Origin of the sequence: Staphylococcus sp. GDY8P57P, assembly GCF_017892585.1 — a bacterium.
In the GTDB taxonomy this organism is placed as follows: domain Bacteria; phylum Bacillota; class Bacilli; order Staphylococcales; family Staphylococcaceae; genus Staphylococcus; species Staphylococcus borealis.
In genome coordinates this window covers 89,344-106,231 of the sequence record NZ_JAESLK010000007.1, presented here as the reverse complement: position 1 = coordinate 106,231, position 16,888 = coordinate 89,344, and the positions used below count along the sequence as shown (strand labels likewise).

The following is a 16,888-nucleotide window of genomic DNA, read 5'->3' as shown; positions in this document are numbered from 1 at the left end:
CTAAGTTAATTGGTTTTGAATTCGTTTTAAAAAGCTATCTCTCAATATGTGTTTCATAGCGTCAGGGTCTTGCATGAAGTCATCAATTTGCTCGAGATGATGACCCAATTCAGCAGATAGTTCCCCGACAAGTTGTGCCATTTCATCATTATTTGGGATGAATAGGCTAACCATATATTTAATTTTGAAAAGGTCATTTTGAGTACTTTGCATGTCCATCTCTTGATTCAATATCGTGATGAGAATCAATGGACGAAGAATCAAATCATCCTTCATATGTGGAATAGCAACAGGGTAGGGTTGCAATATCCAACCAGGATTCTGATTCAATTTATCTTGCAACAGCTCAGCGAATGACGTCTGACTATTCGGCGCAATCACGCCATTGTCCTCAAGATAGTCAGCTAAATAGTGATTCCAAATAGTTACATCTTTATATTCAAATTGCATAGAGTTCAACAATGCTAAGCCTTGTTCGATGTTCCTGACTACTTGATTAGGATTTTGAATCGAATGTTTTACTTCGCGTATTTCATGTTGTTTTGCTTTATGCTCAGTCGTCTTTAAGAATGATGCCACATAGGTCACGTCAGCTTCTGGTAGTAGTGGGTTAACCGTAATGAATGGTGCTGAAATATCCAATTTAACGGTTGAAATAATACCATCGTAATCTTCAAGATTTAATCGTTTCAAATCACTGACGGACGCTTGTGTAATCTTCTCTATTTCATTGAACGATTGTTGTAATCGTGTTGCTAATAATCGACTTGTTCCAATACCACTACTGCAGACAACTAAAACATGTAGCAGTTGGCTCGACTGACTTTTTAAGGAGCCACCAAAATGCAAGACAATAAAGGCAATCTCGCTATCCGGGAAGACTAACTCCGGCCACGTCTGATCAATCGCTTTATGCACGATGTCGAAGAGACGAGGGTATTTGTACTTAATCATCTCAGTGAGTGGATTGTATGTCTCAATATTGGCTTCCAAACGATTAATCGCTGGATTGATGTGCAATGATAAGCCATGAACAAGTGTCGCATAGTCTTCAAATGTTTGGCCTGATAGACGTTCAACACGGTTTACAAATGCTTGTATTTTACGGTCGTCAAATTCATTATTCTCAAACATCTTGGAGGTTGTTCGGCGGTTTGCACCGCGTAAATGAATGGTGATAAATGTAACTTCCGCTTGATTAAAGTCGATATCGTATAGTGTCTCTATACGTTTCGCAATTTCTGTAGCAATTTGATGTTCAAATGTGTCTTTAACAGAATGATGAATCGCTTCATTTATGGATACATACTCTCCATTTTGAATGCGCGCAATACTCAATACAATATGGACGGTTAAGGTAAGGTAGCTCGACTCCGTTAAGGTGTACGGCAATTGGCCTAAGTAATCCATTAAGATACGTTCAATCTTAAAGATGCTATCCAAATCGACTAACGCTTGTTGTGACTGATTAATCGATTGATAGACAAAGTGATTCTCGATGACGGAGTAAACACTTGTACTATTTAAGTTATTTACCATCAATTGACTTAAGAACTCACGTTTCTTCGATTCAGGGCCATCAAGATATACCCCTTCACCACGTTTGCGATAAAGGTTAAGTTGATAGCTTGCGAGATCTTTCTCTAAGTCATCAAGTAATTTGGTTAATGATTGAACAGATACGCCAATTTCTTGCGCCAAGCTATATTGCTTCACCGCATGCTTGGATTGAATCAGTGCGTATAAGATAATCGCTTTTTGTTCTTCAACAGACAAGTCAATCGTATCGTGTTGGGCCATTTCTTGTTTTAAAAGTTGAATTTGGTCATCGTTACAAGACAACTTAATGCCTTTTTTATTCGCACGTTCAAGTGTCATATTGAATCCTTGAAGGTAGGTTTCAATGCCTTTTAATTCACGATGAATTGTACGAGAGGACACGCCAAGTTGTTGAGCAATTTCATAAATCGTGACGTATTGACCGTAATACTTAATTAGCAGTTCAATGATTTCCTTTTCACGTGTACTCATTAACATGGTGTGTCCCCCCTTTGAAGGAAGTCTGAACATAGGAAGCAATCGCGCTATGTTCGACTCCTAAACTATTTAATTATGCTTTGTCTTGATCTTTCTTCAAGTTGTTTAATAATTCTTCATAACGTGGAGAATTTAAGAAGTTATCCACTGAGATATGAATTGCGTTTGGAACTTGTTTGATTGCACGGTCGGTTAATGTTTTTTGTGTAATAACAAGTTGTGCATTATTTGGTAATTGGTTAATTGCAGTATTTGTAACGTTAACGTCTGAAATGCCTGCTTTTTTAAATTTATTACGTAACATACTTGCACCCATTGCACTAGAACCCATACCCGCATCACATGCGAAAATAACATGGTCAACATTGCTATAGTCATGCGCGTCTACGTCTTCAGTGTTGTAGTTATCAAGTAAGTCTTCTTCTTCGTCTTCTGATGAAGCTTCTGTATGATTGTCACCTTCAGCTTTGTTTGCTGCTACGCCAGCTGCGCCAGTACCAGTAGTGGCACCAGTTAATTTAGATGACACGCTAGATTTTTTACCTTTAGTAGATTCCATTTTTGCTGTTGCTGCTTCTAAATCTTGTTTAGGTTCTTTAGTTAATTTCATAATTAATGCGGCAACTACGAATGAAACAAGTGCTGCTAAGAATACGCCTAATACCATGTGTAAGAATTCGCCTTTAGGTGCATTTAAGCAATACACGATGAATGAACCTGGTGAAGCCGGACTCTTGAATCCGAAACCAGTTGCTTGGTAAGTTGCTACGCCAGTCATACCACCTAAAATAACAGCGATGAATAATAATGGACGCATTAATACATATGGGAAGTAAATTTCATGAATACCACCGAAGAAGTGGATGATACCTGCACCATATGAAGTTGCTTTAGCAGTACCTTTACCGAAGATCATGTACGCTAATAAGATACCGATACCTGGTCCAGGGTTTGATTCGATTGCGAATAGAATAGATTGACCTGCACTTGCGGCTTGGTCAGTACCAAGTGGTGTGAATACACCATGGTTAATCGCGTTGTTAAGGAATAAAATTTTAGCTGGTTCTACGATGATACTTACAATTGGTAATAAGTGTAAGTGTACTAAGAATTCAACTGCTACTGATAAGATGTGCATGATGAATTGCATAATTGGCGCCAATAGTTTGAAGCCAAGGATTGTCATAATGAATGCTAGAATACCTGCTGAGAAGTTATTGAATAACATTTCAAAGCCTTGTGGTGTTCTAGGTTGTAAGAATTGGTCAACTTTCTTCATTAACCAACCAACAAGTGGTCCCATAATCATTGCGCCAAGTAACATTGGTGTATCTGGTAATGCAACAATAACCCCCATAGTTGCTGTCGCTGCAACGATACCACCACGTAAGTCGTGAATTAAACGACCACCACTAAATGCGATAAGTAATGGAATTAAGTACGTGATCATTGGTCCTGCTAATTGAGATAATTCTTTATTAGGATACCAGCCATTATCAATGAAAATCGCAGCAATAAAGCCCCATGCGATAAACGCACCGATGTTTGGCATAATCATACTACTAAGGAATGAACCAAACGCTTGAACTTTACGGCCGAGACCTTTTTTCTCTTGTGTCTCTGTTTGAGCCATAACTACACCTCTTTTTTTATTCTGATTTGATACTTCAATTGTAAGGGCGTAAGAAAGCGTCTTCAACATAAAGAAAATGCCACTTTGTCACAGTAAATGTGACAACAGTGTGGCAAGGTCATGGAGAATGGGTTTAGGGTTTGGATAGAAGTAATTAGCGAGCAAATCTGAAAGCCAAGTTTTGCATATATTTTGCCGAAAATCCTGAATTTAGATTGTTATTTATAAGATGACTTATCTATAATTTGAGAATTAAAAGAGTGATGTCAAACATCTTTAAAACAAACGTGTAATTCAACTGGAGATATTTAATATCTAAAGATTAGCGATTAATAAATAGGCTATAAAATAAGTAAGAAACAATAAAGGAGTGTTGTGTATGACTGGGAATGCAGGAAACGGCTGTGTGAAATGTGGACATACAGAAGTGGAAGAGGGGACACTATCGGCAACAGGTTCTGGACTATCTAAGATGTTTGATGTCCAACATAACAACTTTAAAACAATCACTTGCAAGAATTGTGGTTATACAGAGTTTTATAAAACTGATAAAAATAGAACAAGTGATATTATTGATTTATTCTTTGGTGGATAAGTTAAGTAAATAGAATTTTAGACAGTGGTTATTAAGACCACTGTTTTTCTATGCACAATAAATCTTAATTTGTAGTAATATGACACGTTTGGTACAATTATGCTTGTAATACAATATCATCTGCTAGGGGTGCTTTAAGTGGCTGAAAGGAGTTTAAAACTCCAACCCTTCGTACCTGATCTAGTTAATACTAGCGTAGGGAAGCAAGTGAGTACATTTAGACTAAAAGATATTAAAGTTAAAAGGTTTGTTCACTTTCACTTTAATAATTTAAGATACATATAAATTTGTTTAATATACTTTGCTTATTTTCTTATGCATTCAGTGTTCAGCTGAATGTTTTTTTGTGCATGTATTGATCAGTCATTTGAGATATACCTAGTGGCATAGGAAGGTTATGTATATGAAACAAGAATTGATTAATTTTAAAAAGAATTTTCCAGCGAGCAAACGAATCTTTAAAACAGGAAAGAACGACGAAATCAAAGTTCCATTTCGTGAAATTGAGTTGTCGGATACGCAACTTGAAAGTAGTTCATTTAAAAATGAACCAATAATAGTGTACGATACAGCGGGACCTTACCATGATGAGAGTTATGAGGTAAATGTTAATCGAGGGATTCCAAAAAATAGAAGATCATGGATTGCTGAACGTGAAGATGTCGTATGCTATGAAGGACGCAAGGTTCAATCGATTGATAATGGCTTTAAGAAAGATGGTCATAAAAACTATGTAGCACACCCTTTTCATTATCAACCGAAACGTGCAATGAAAGATAAAGTTGTAACCCAAATGCATTATGCGAAACAAGGCATTATCACTAAAGAAATGGAATTCGTTGCGATTCGTGAACAAGTAGACCCAGAATTTGTGAGAGAAGAAATTGCGAGAGGACGTGCGATTATACCGAGTAACATCAATCATCCTGAATCAGAACCGATGATTATTGGAAAGAATTTTAAAGTTAAGATTAATGCGAACATTGGTAACTCCATCGTTTCATCTTCGATTGAAGCGGAAATCGAGAAATTGGTGTGGGCAATTCACTGGGGTGCAGATACGATGATGGATTTGTCGACAGGTAAGAACATCCATTCTACTCGCGAATATTTGATTCGTAATTCACCAGTTCCAGTAGGTACGGTACCAATTTATCAAGCTTTGGAAAAGGTAAACGGTGTAGCTGAAGACTTAACTTGGGAAGTTTATCGAGATACGTTAATTGAACAAGCCGAACAAGGTGTCGACTACTTCACGATTCATGCTGGCTTGTTGTTACATTACATTCCACTAACTGTCAATCGTTTAACAGGTATTGTATCGCGTGGAGGATCAATTATTGCGCAATGGTGTCTTGCACATCATGAAGAAAGTTTCTTATATACGCATTTTGAAGATATTTGTAAAATCTTAAACAAATATGATGTGGCAGTATCTCTAGGAGACGGTTTACGTCCAGGTTCAATTTATGATGCTAACGATGAAAGCCAAATTGCAGAACTTAAAACACTAGGTGAATTAACTGAAATTGCTTGGAAACATGATGTGCAAGTCATGATTGAAGGACCAGGACATATCCCAATGTATAAAATAAAAGAGAACCAGGATTTAGCAGATTTCTATTGTAAAGAAGCACCATTCTATACATTAGGCCCCTTAGTCACTGATATCGCGCCAGCATATGATCATATAACATCTGCCATTGGTGCAGCCCAAATTGCAAGTTATGGCACAGCGATGTTATGTTACGTAACACCTAAAGAACATCTTGGTTTACCAAATAAAGACGATGTTCGTGATGGTGTTGTAACATATAAAATCGCAGCGCATGCAGCCGACTTAGCGAAAGGCTTACCAGGTGCTACGGTTCGCGATGATGCGATTAGTAAAGCACGCTTTGAATTCCGTTGGATAGATCAATTCAATTTATCATTAGACCCAGAACGCGCAAGAGAATTTCATGATGAAACCTTACCCGCTGAAGCTGCAAAAATTGCACATTTCTGTAGTATGTGTGGACCCAAATTCTGTTCAATGAAATTGTCACATGAGATTCGTGATTCATATAAAGAACAATTAGAAGGTATGAGAGAAAAAGACGAAGAGTTTAGAAAATCAGGCAACAAAATCTATCAATAATACAGAATTACCTTATAGCAGTGGCTTGTGTAGTCACTGCCATTATTATTTTTGAATTAAAGGGTAAGACTTCGGGTTGTGTGATGTTAGAGTGATGGATGTCTAAATTCGGGTTAATTCGACCTGATTCATTGGGAATTTAAGAGATTTTGAGCAGTTTATATATCTAACCTTCTTAACTATTGGTACCATAGTTGTATTACTAAATACATATTTCCAGGGTTATACCGATAGGAGGGTTTGGATGAATTCCAATACTGAATTCAAAAAAGGGATTCTATATGCGTTAGGGGCATATGTACTATGGGGAATCTTGCCAATTTATTGGAAATTAATTGGTGGCGTTAGTGCATTTGAAATCTTAGCTTATCGCATTGTATTATCCATGATCTTTATGATTCTAATGATCGTCGTTTTAAAGAAATCACAAACATTCAAGCGTGATTTGCAACATCTATTCTCACATCCAATTGAACTTATCGTCATCATTATTGCCGGTTATGTGATTACGGTGAACTGGGGAACGTTCATTTGGGCTGTATCTAATGGCCACGTCCTTCAATCTAGTTTAGGTTATTACATTAATCCATTAGTCAGTATATTATTGGCGTTTATTTTCCTAAAAGAAAGGTTTAATAAATTTGAATCTTTAGCCATCGTATTTGCGGCAATCGGAGTACTCTATATGACGATACGCGTTGGAGAATTTCCAGTTATCTCATTAATGCTTGCTTTCTCATTCGGCATTTATGGCTTGTTGAAGAAGATTGTTAAAATCGAAGCCATCAGCAGTATTGCGATTGAATGTATCGTCACAGCGCCAGCGGGATTAATTTATATGATTTATTTATGGAAGACAGGAACGTCATCAGTCGGTATGAACATGGATACCTTCTGGCTACTATTCTCAGGGGCAGTAACAGCCATTCCATTAATTTTATTCTCAGCAGGTGCTAAACGAATTCCTTTATCTCTAACAGGATTTATTCAATACGTTGGACCAACGATCATGTTCTTCTTAGGTATCTTTGCCTTTAAAGAACATTTTGACGCACAACAATTAGTTACGTTCGCACTTATTTGGTTCGGAATTATACTATACAGTATCTCTCAATATGTGAAGATGAAACGCAATCCAGGACCTCAATAATCACTTCAATCTAGTTAAAATAAGCTATGAAGAAACCGATAATGCAAGGTTTCCTCATAGCTTTTATAATGTCAGAGCGCGCTAATGTGAACGTGTACATGCGAACATTAAGTCTACCTTAAATCTCTGAAAAAGATATTAAAATACCGTATAAGATTTGTTAGTATAAGTGGCGACAGAGGAGGTCGATTATGCTGAAATCAATTAACTTGGATATTGTTAAACGTGCCGTAAAAATATTTATAGTGGCTACGATATGTGTAATCATTACTACGCTATTCTGTTATTTTGTTCATCCGTCAATTAATGACTTGAAGAATATGGGAAATGCGAGCGAAAAGATTGGCGAAGCTAAAGGACTTGAGAAAGTGTGGAAATATATCGTTAATAACGGCTTTCAAGTGCCACTACAAATGTTTATCTTAGCCTTACTACCTATACCTTATCTTTATTTGATCAATTTAGTGGTTACCATTCTTATGCCTGGCATAATGTTTGGCTTTCTTCTGAGTTTTGATTTACATAAAGGCTTGATAGGATGTATTGCATTTATTCCGCATTATACATTTGAAGTCATGGGCTTTTGCATTTTAGCAAGTGCATTGTATATGTTGAATAAAGCCATCACACGTCGCTTTACCAATCTCTTCAGGAAAAGTAAAAAAGAAAACTACGCGTTAAAAGTTAACTTAATCAACGTAATCAAATCCTATGTATTGATCGCATTACCATTAATCATCATCGCAGCATTTCTAGAAACATATGTAGCTAATTTTATATTTAATATTTTGAGTTGATTCTCATACATAAAGCCAAATGAACCCTATCTTGCGTTCATTTGGCTTGTTTGTGCATTTATTCAATTTCTGATTGGATATTCAGGAGTTCGTGGTTGAAATATTTATTTTGACTAACATTAACGTCAGAGAACATTCATGAGAAGTTGCAACTCTAACAGACTTAGTGGTCTATAAAAAAGAAAACGTCATGTACGTTTATCGTGAAACTATATTATTAGCCATTATCGTTAATATGTTAGGTTTCATATGTAGTTATTATTCACATAAATTTATCATGAGTAAATTACCACCGAACAATATCGTGGCAGACATGACATTCCTATTGAAACAACTTCGTTCTATCATCTGTATTAACATTTATCTTTGCATTTATCGTTATGAATATCATGGAAGGTAAGATGAATATGAAAAGCGTGCTAAATTTTTTGAAATAAATCTTTATTTTATAAATAATTTGTAATAGTAAATAAAAATTAAGTGTATAATAGTTGTAAATTTTAGAAATAATTAAGAATTTATATGTAAAAGCTTAGAGGTCTATATGAAAAAATACTATGAATATATTGAAGAAATTACTAAAGATGAAGTATTAGAAGAATTTATAAGTTATGGATTATTTAACGATAAGTTACCACCTTTCCTTCAATCAAAAGAGTATTATCAATATTATAAAAATACTAATATTAAATTTGATAAAAACATGAAAAAACCAAAGACTTATATATTATATGAAAGTTACCGAAATATAAACATTCCTAGACAGTTAGCTATTCCTAATCCATTTTCCTATTCATTACAGTGTGAAACATTATCGGAAAATTGGACAGAATATGTAAATCATTTTCAAAAATTAACTGAAAACCAACATTTTAAAATTAGTCGAATTCACATCAGAAAAAAAAGCAAGAAAAATGGCTTGTTCGAAATGAATTATTCTAATTATAAAATAGATGGGAGTCCCAATATTGATTTATTAATTGGAGCAAAATACAAAGTTTCTGCAGATATTTCTAATTGTTTTCCAAGTATATATACACATGCTATCACTTGGGCATTAATCTCAAAAATTGAGGCAAAAAAATATAAATCCAGACAATATCAAAATGAATGGTTTAATGAAATTGATTTATATACGAGAAATATGAAAGAAGGGGAGACACATGGCCTTCTCATAGGCCCACATACATCTAATTTATTAGCAGAAGTTATTTTATGTGAAATAGATAATAATTTGCATTCAGAGAAATTTAATTATATTAGAAATATTGATGATTATACATGCTATACTGCTAGCATATCTGAAGCAAATAATTTTTTATATTCTTTACAAAAGCATTTACGAAATTATGGTTTGAGCTTAAATTATAAAAAAACAAAAATTGATAAACTTCCTAAAGAAACTGAAGAGAATTGGATTAGAAATATCAAAACTTTTTTCATAAAAAATTCTAATGATTATATTGATTACAACAGTTGTAAGTATTACATGAATTTAGCAATTAGTTTGGCTGAAAAGGAATCTAATGCGGCAATTATAAATTATGCAACTAAAGTTTTAAATAAAGAGAGGCTTTCAAATAATGCAAAAAGATATCTAACTAAAGTTTGGTTTCATTTAGCGATTATATATCCATATTTATTACCATTACTTGAAGAACAAATCTTATCCTTAAAACAATTTAACGAGAGTGAGTTAAAGGGAGTTCTTTATCAAATTTATAAAGAAAACTATAGAATTAATAATTATGAGGGTGTTAGTTATGCGCTTTACTTAGCTGTTAAATATAATATCAATATTCTCAATACTGAAGAATATGATGAACTAATAAATTGTGAAGACTGTTTATTATTATTAATTCTATACATGTATGGTATGGCATTTAAATTCGGCAAAGGAAAGAAAAAATTGACTAAATTAGCTAAAGATTTATCAAAAGATAATTTTGATGCATATTGGTTATTTATTTATGAGGTTCTATCTAAAGAACAATTGTCTAAGCAAGAATGGAAGGCTATGAAAGAAAAAGGAATAAGTTTTATTAAATATGAATTCAATCTATATAGTATATTCAATGCTTTTGACCATAGTAATATTAATTAATACTGTGATCAGTTAAGTGCGTATGCATAAAAAAATATATCATCTACTATTTTGGCGACAATAATAGATATACAATTAAATATCTACTTCATGTTTTTATGATGTCCTAGCAAAAGTAATTATGAAAACAAAAAATTGTAACTGACTTTTAAACACTATATTTCAGCCCATACAAAATGTTTGTGTAAATACTTTATTGTTTTTACGGCAAAATATAAAATAAAGCTTATTCGCAATAAACATGGATTATCAATAGTAGAGATTATAAAATTATATTGAAAATGGAAGGTCGTAGAAATTGAGAAGTTCACGTGATGTGAGAACATGCTCATATTGTGATAAGCCTATGAATTTAAAATATAAATTATATTTTAGTATTTGTTAAAGTAATACAAAGACACATGAGACTTAAACTAAAGAGATAATATTGTTTTGAGTTGAACAGGAAAAAGCTAACGTCTTTAGACGCTAGCCGTTAAAGTAATATTATAGCTTTAGGGATAACTGCCTGTTTCTCAGGTAGTTATCCTTTACATAATGGGACTTTATCAGAATTACAAGAACATCTTCTGTAAGAGTCCTTGCTTGCGTTGTTTTAGTAATTTAAGTTTAGTTTTCTGTTTCTCTATTAATCGATTATTTTTATAAAATAATCTCCCTATTTTTTGTTGCTCTTTTATTGTAGGAGTTGATATTTTGATTTCTTCCATTTGCTTTCTTGAAACTTCTGTAAATGTTGAACCTGCTCCTACTCTTTCAGCATATCTCTTTAATAGACTTGTCATAGAGTATACAAAATAAGAGTCTAATAAATTTTCTTTAGGTACAATAGATTGAAAACCTTGATTAGTTGTTGATTCTTTAGAAAGTATTGCTGTTTTCCCTATTCCAGCTCTTGACGTAAATAGAACAGTACCAATTGGCAAAAGTTTTGCGGAGCTTTTTCGTAGTCCTTTTTCAGTTATCATCTTTTGACTTTCGTTAACAAAATCTTTATCCCCTATTTCAACTGGTGAAAACCAATTTATATTACCATCCCAATAAGTATCATCTTTTGTACTAGGTGTTCCTCCACCAATAATTTCGGCTATATCTTTTAATTTCTTTATACTCCACTCTGGATATTCATTGCCATTTTTATCTTTAAACCTCAACTCTTGTGAGAAAATCTTTTGCATATAGCCTTTCTTTTGTTGTTCTAAAAGTTCAAGTTTCTGTTCTTCTAACTCAATCTGGCGGTCGAGTTTGCTAAAGAAAACCCCTATTTTGACTTGTTCTTTTTTAGATTCGGGTATGTTAATTTCAAATTTGCCTAAATCACCTAAATAAATACCTGGTTGTGCGGAGACAACTTGATTTCTTTTGAGTTTCTTTTTAAATACAAAAGTTTGAAAAAGGTATAAAAAATATAAACTTGAAAAACAATCTTTGAATCTTAAAATAGCTACACTTCTTTGAAAGGCAATGTTATAAGGATTTTTTACAAGAGCAACATTACCTATGGTGCCGACTATTGAAAGTAAAAGATCATCTGTTCTTAAATTATAGTTTTTATAAATTTTATTAAAGTCAGTTTGACTTATTTTTCTATCATTTTCCACTATAGTTATTTTGTTATTCTTTATATTTTTTGCACTTAAAAGCCATGGACCTATTTCAACATCTTTATGAGTGCCATGTGTTCCATCTTTTAATAAAGTTGTTACTAATGTTAACTTGCTAGTTACCCAATTTTCTTCAAACCCTGGGAATCTTAGTTCTGGAGTATTTTGCTGTTCAGTCATTTTTCAACACTCCTAGTTCTTTAAGATAATCATTGATTTCTGATTCTACGTCGGCGATTTCTTTGTCGATGTCTGCGAGTTGTTGTTGGACTTGGTCTAGATCAATCGGTTCTTCTTCTTCGAATGTATCGACGTATCTTGGGATATTAAGGTTATAATCATTTTCTTTAATTTCTTCTAAAGTTGCTATATAGCTGTATTTATCAATGGTTTCTCTATTGCGGTAGGTTTCAACGATTTTGTTGACGTCTTCGTCGGTAAGATGGTTTTGGTTTTTACCTTTTTCAAAGGATTGAGAAGCATCAATAAACACTACGTCGTCATTCGCTTCACGACATTTCTTAAATACTAGAATGCTTGTTGGGATACTTGTACCGAAGAATAGGTTAGCAGGTAAGCCGATAACGGCATCTAAGTAATTCTTCTCTTCAATTAAATATTTACGAATGGTACCTTCTGCTGCGCCACGGAATAAAACTCCATGTGGTAAGACTACGGCCATAGTGCCATTATCATCTAAGTGGTAAATCATATGTTGAATAAAGGCGAAATCGGCTTTAGATTTAGGTGCAAGTTTACCATAGTTACTGAAACGTGCATCATCTAAGAATGAAGGGTCAGCACTCCATTTCGCGCTGTATGGTGGGTTAGCTACAACGGCATCAAAGCGTTCTTCACGTACTGCAGGGCTTTCAAGCGTGTCGTCATTTTCGATTTGGAAACGTTTATAGTTCACATCGTGGAGTAACATGTTCATTCGAGCTAGGTTGTATGTCGTACTATTGTATTCTTGACCATAGTATTGACGCACTTTAGCTTCTGCACCAACACGAAGGAGTAGGGAACCAGATCCGCACGTAGGGTCGTAAACGCTTTTTAAGTCTTGCTTTCCTGTTGTAACAATTTTAGCTAAGATTGTAGATACTTGTTGTGGTGTATAAAACTCACCAGCTTTTTTACCTGCACTTGCCGCGAATTGACCGATTAAGTATTCGTAGGCATCACCAAGCATGTCGATTTCAAGGTCACTATGAACGAAAGGCAAGGTTGAAATTTGGACCATCACTTTTGAAATCAGTTGTGTACGTTTCGCGTTTGTATTACCAAGACGGCTAGATGTTAGGTCCATATCATCGAAGAGATGAATAAAGTCATCTTCACTTTCATGACCACGTGTAGAGTTTTCAACGTTTTTCACGGCATTGCTTAAATCTTCAATTTGAAATGTTTGTTTTTCGATTTCTTTAATTAAATTACTAAATAAGTATTGAGGTTTAATGACAAAACCAATACGTGCGATTAATTCTTTCTCAACGATAGGTTTATATGTATCATTCTTCATGGCTTCTTCATACGAGATGCCATCTTTTTTTAGCAAGTCTGAAGCGATTTCTTCATTCTTCTCACTTAGGAAGCGATAGAAGATTAAGCCTAAGATATAGTTTTTGAACTCATTGGCGTCCATGTTCCCACGTAAGTCATTGGCGATGGACCATAATTTTCTTTGTAGATCAGCTTGTTGTTGACGTTGTTTTTCTGTCGTTGACACTGATGTTTCCCCCTTAATAAATGTAATTATATTGTTTGATATTTAAGTTTTTATATTTTATTTCTTATTTTAAATCACAAATTAAAATAAGTTAAGCGGGAAACCGCCTAACTTATTTAGTTTGCTGCGCCATATTTTTCTGTTGTTTCTTGAACGAAGGATTTAACGTTTTCAATCTTCTGGGTACGTACTAGTAAGCCCCCTGTAATACCTTGTTCAACAACGGCATTGTCTAATTGTCCGCTAAATTCATATTCATTAATGACTTCTTTAAGCAGTTCGACTGGATATTCTTTTGAATCTGCGAAGTCTTGAATTTCTTTTTCTTTGACCGTTTCCTCGAAATTAAAGTAAGCATCTTCAACAACAGCATCTTCATCTAAATGAGGAATGACTTTATCTAAGAATTCTCTAATTAATTCGGCTTTTAGGCGAAGTTTATCATCGTCAGCTTTATCTAATAATTGTTTGATTTGATTACGCACGCGCTCAGTTTGTTTTTTATCTGTTAAGTCAATGTTATTAAGTAAGTCTAAGATATATTGAACATTGATTAAATCGTTTCTAAGTACTTCGATTTTAAAGTCAATATCTTCTAAAACAGATGTCTTTTCAGCAGTATTGGTTGCTTTGACTTGATCATAAATATTGAGATATTTACTCTTATAATCTTCGTACGTTTGTTCATCAATACCTACCACATCTGTTGTGAAATAGAATTCGTCGAATGTTTTAAGTCGTTGCATAATACTCGCTAGGGCACGATAAATCATTACAAATTGATACTTGTCTTCTTCACGCTCTAAGTCATCTACACTATCTGGCGTTGGGGCAAGTTTGAATAATTGTTCTAACTCTGACTTGAATTGTGACAATATGACATCAAATGATGGACTTAATACGGTATCCGTATCGTTTGTTTGTGAAAAGAGCTCAATGGCTCTATCTGTATTGTCTTTCAAATTTCGATAGCAAACGATATTACCGTAAGGCTTCGTTTCTTTCTCAACACGATTGGTACGTGAGTAGGCTTGGATTAAACCATGATATTTCAAGTTACGATCGACATATAGTGTGTTTAGCTTCTTGCTATCGAAACCAGTTAAGAACATATCGACGACAATAAGGATATCAAGACGTTCGGCGGGGTTACCTTGTTTCACACGTTTAGAAATGTCATTAAAGAACCCATCGAATGAATCGAGTGAATAATTCTTGTCGAAGGTCGCGTTATAATCTTTCATTATTTCGGCAAGTTCATCTTTAGTATGCTTATTATCCGACTGTTGTTTACTATCTTCATTCGCTCCGTAAGTGAAAATGGTAGAAACATTTAAATCATGTTTGCCTTCTTCTTTGAGTTGTTTGAAGATTTTATAATACTTAATTGCCATTGGTATACTTTGTACAGTGAAGATGGAAGTATACATTTGATTACGTGTCTTCTTATGATGGTTATCAATCATATGTTGGGCAACTAATTTAAGACGGTCGTCAGCCATCCATAGTTCATTTTCATCGATATTAGCGACATATGTGTCGTCCATCTCGTGTAATTCCTTCGCAAATGTACTGATATATTCCACTGAGAAACCAAGTACGTTGCCGTCACGAATCGCATCTTTGATGAGGTAGGTGTGTAAACACTTTTCAAAAATATCTGCAGTCGCACGACCATCTTGACTTGAATTCTCTTCAAAGCGAGGCGTACCAGTGAAACCGAAATATTGAGCGTTAAGGAAATGTTGTCTAATAAGACGGTGCATCTCGCCAAATTGCGTACGGTGACACTCATCAATAATGAAGACAACTTTATCTTCCTTATATTTATCCATTACTTTAGCGCCAGTCTTAACCGCATTGGACATCTTCTGAATCGTAGTAACAATGAGTTTCTGATAAGGATCATCAACCTGCTTTAAAAGTTTATGTGTATTATCGGTTAAATCAACAGAGTCCATTTGGAATTTATTAAATTCTGCGAGTGTTTGACTGTCTAAATCTTTACGGTCTACGAGGAAGATGACTTTCTTAATGCCAGGATCTCTAGATAGAATTTGGCTCGTTTTAAATGATGTCAGTGTTTTACCACTACCAGTCGTATGCCAAATGTAGCCATTATTATTCGTTTCCGTAGCACGATTGATGAGTGCTTCCACTGAATACACTTGATATGGTCGAAGTGCCATTAAAAGTTTATCAGTTTCGTTTGTGATCATATAGCGACTAATCATTTTCGCCACGCGACAACGGTCAAGGAAGTCTTGGATAAATTCTTTTAAATTGTTAATTCGACGATTGTCTTTATCGCTCCAATAGAACATAAAGCTTTTGAATATTTCTTTATCACTGTTCGCATAATAACGTGTTTCCTTCTTATTACTCACAACGAATAATTGAATGAAGCGGAACAAGCCTCTGTAGTTATGTTTACGATAACGTTCAATTTGATTGAACGCTTGTGTAATCGCAATACCGCTACGTTTAAGTTCAATTTGAACAAGTGGCAGACCATTAATGAGAAGCGTCACATCATAGCGACCTTTATATTTATCATCGACTGATACTTGATTCGTAACTTGGAATTTGTTTTGACACCAATGTTCCGTATTAAAGAAGTATAAGTACACCTTCGATTCGTCATCTCTTTCAAGCGTGTAACTATCGCGCAGTTGCATTGCACTTTCAAAGACACTCTTATCACTAATATCAGTCATCAAACGCGCAAATTCAGTATCAGTGAGCGGTTTATTATTAAGTTTGTCCATATTTCGTTCATTTAAAATTTGACGAAAATTGTTAACCAATTGGTCATGATTTCTTAAGATTACTTTTTCATAACCTTGAGACTCTAGTTGCTTAATCACTTCATTCTCTAACGCCAATTCACCTTGATAACTCATAACATCACCCGAAAAATAGTATTTGGTTTAAATATAGCATAAGAGAATAAAGTGTTGTAGAAAACAATTAAATTAACTAAATACGCAGACTTAATTATATATTTTAGAGTGAAATACTACACTTATTTTCGAATTGTAAAAGATATAAAAATATTTATAAAAATTACAATAATTTTTAACTAATTTTATGATTGTT

Annotated in this window: 10 protein-coding genes and 1 riboswitch; of the genes, 5 read left to right on the top strand and 5 right to left on the bottom strand. The window is 34.2% G+C overall.

The genetic code is table 11. From position 1 onward, the window contains the following. Together KA878_RS03280 and KA878_RS03275 are read right to left on the bottom strand one after the other, a co-directional pair. On the bottom strand, window positions 1-2,037 hold the full coding sequence (locus KA878_RS03280) for a BglG family transcription antiterminator (protein WP_193838749.1): 2,037 nt from the start codon (window positions 2,035-2,037) through the stop codon (window positions 1-3). Between the two features lie 73 nt (window positions 2,038-2,110). Then, window positions 2,111-3,670: a PTS mannitol transporter subunit IIBC gene (locus KA878_RS03275; RefSeq protein WP_193838750.1), complete on the bottom strand. Its 1,560-nt coding sequence runs from the start codon at window positions 3,668-3,670 to the stop codon at window positions 2,111-2,113. Between the two features lie 379 nt (window positions 3,671-4,049). Between KA878_RS03275 and KA878_RS03270 the strand changes: the two genes are divergently transcribed. From KA878_RS03270 to KA878_RS03250, 5 genes are all read left to right on the top strand, one after another. Then, on the top strand, window positions 4,050-4,265 hold the full coding sequence (locus KA878_RS03270; RefSeq protein WP_193838751.1) for a zinc ribbon domain-containing protein: 216 nt from the start codon (window positions 4,050-4,052) through the stop codon (window positions 4,263-4,265). A 115-nt stretch (window positions 4,266-4,380) separates the two neighbouring features. Then, window positions 4,381-4,484, top strand: a riboswitch (TPP riboswitch). Window positions 4,485-4,668: 184 nt separating this feature from the next. Then, window positions 4,669-6,405: a phosphomethylpyrimidine synthase ThiC gene (gene thiC / locus KA878_RS03265; RefSeq protein ID WP_210142061.1), complete on the top strand. Its 1,737-nt coding sequence runs from the start codon at window positions 4,669-4,671 to the stop codon at window positions 6,403-6,405. A gap of 244 nt (window positions 6,406-6,649) precedes the next feature. Continuing rightward, window positions 6,650-7,555 (top strand): EamA family transporter RarD, encoded by a 906-nt coding sequence (rarD, locus tag KA878_RS03260; RefSeq protein ID WP_193838753.1) that lies wholly within the window; start codon window positions 6,650-6,652, stop codon window positions 7,553-7,555. 191 nt (window positions 7,556-7,746) lie between these two features. Beyond that, a complete protein-coding gene (locus KA878_RS03255) occupies window positions 7,747-8,352 on the top strand; it encodes a stage II sporulation protein M (RefSeq protein ID WP_193838754.1) in 606 nt (201 codons plus the stop codon). 544 nt (window positions 8,353-8,896) lie between these two features. Beyond that, complete coding sequence (locus KA878_RS03250) at window positions 8,897-10,456, top strand: RNA-directed DNA polymerase (RefSeq protein WP_193838755.1); 1,560 nt, start codon at window positions 8,897-8,899, stop codon at window positions 10,454-10,456. Window positions 10,457-11,010: 554 nt separating this feature from the next. On the opposite strand, the gene KA878_RS03245 is transcribed toward KA878_RS03250, so the two are convergent. From KA878_RS03245 to KA878_RS03235, 3 genes are all read right to left on the bottom strand, one after another. Next, window positions 11,011-12,240 (bottom strand): restriction endonuclease subunit S, encoded by a 1,230-nt coding sequence (locus KA878_RS03245; protein ID WP_193838756.1) that lies wholly within the window; start codon window positions 12,238-12,240, stop codon window positions 11,011-11,013. Continuing rightward, window positions 12,233-13,789, bottom strand: coding sequence for a type I restriction-modification system subunit M (locus KA878_RS03240; protein ID WP_193838757.1), 1,557 nt, complete (start codon window positions 13,787-13,789; stop codon window positions 12,233-12,235). The genes KA878_RS03245 and KA878_RS03240 overlap by 8 nt, the downstream gene beginning before the upstream one ends. Before the next feature lie 116 nt (window positions 13,790-13,905). Then, window positions 13,906-16,692, bottom strand: coding sequence for a type I restriction endonuclease subunit R (locus tag KA878_RS03235; protein WP_193838758.1), 2,787 nt, complete (start codon window positions 16,690-16,692; stop codon window positions 13,906-13,908). Between the last annotated feature and the right edge of the window lie 196 nt (window positions 16,693-16,888).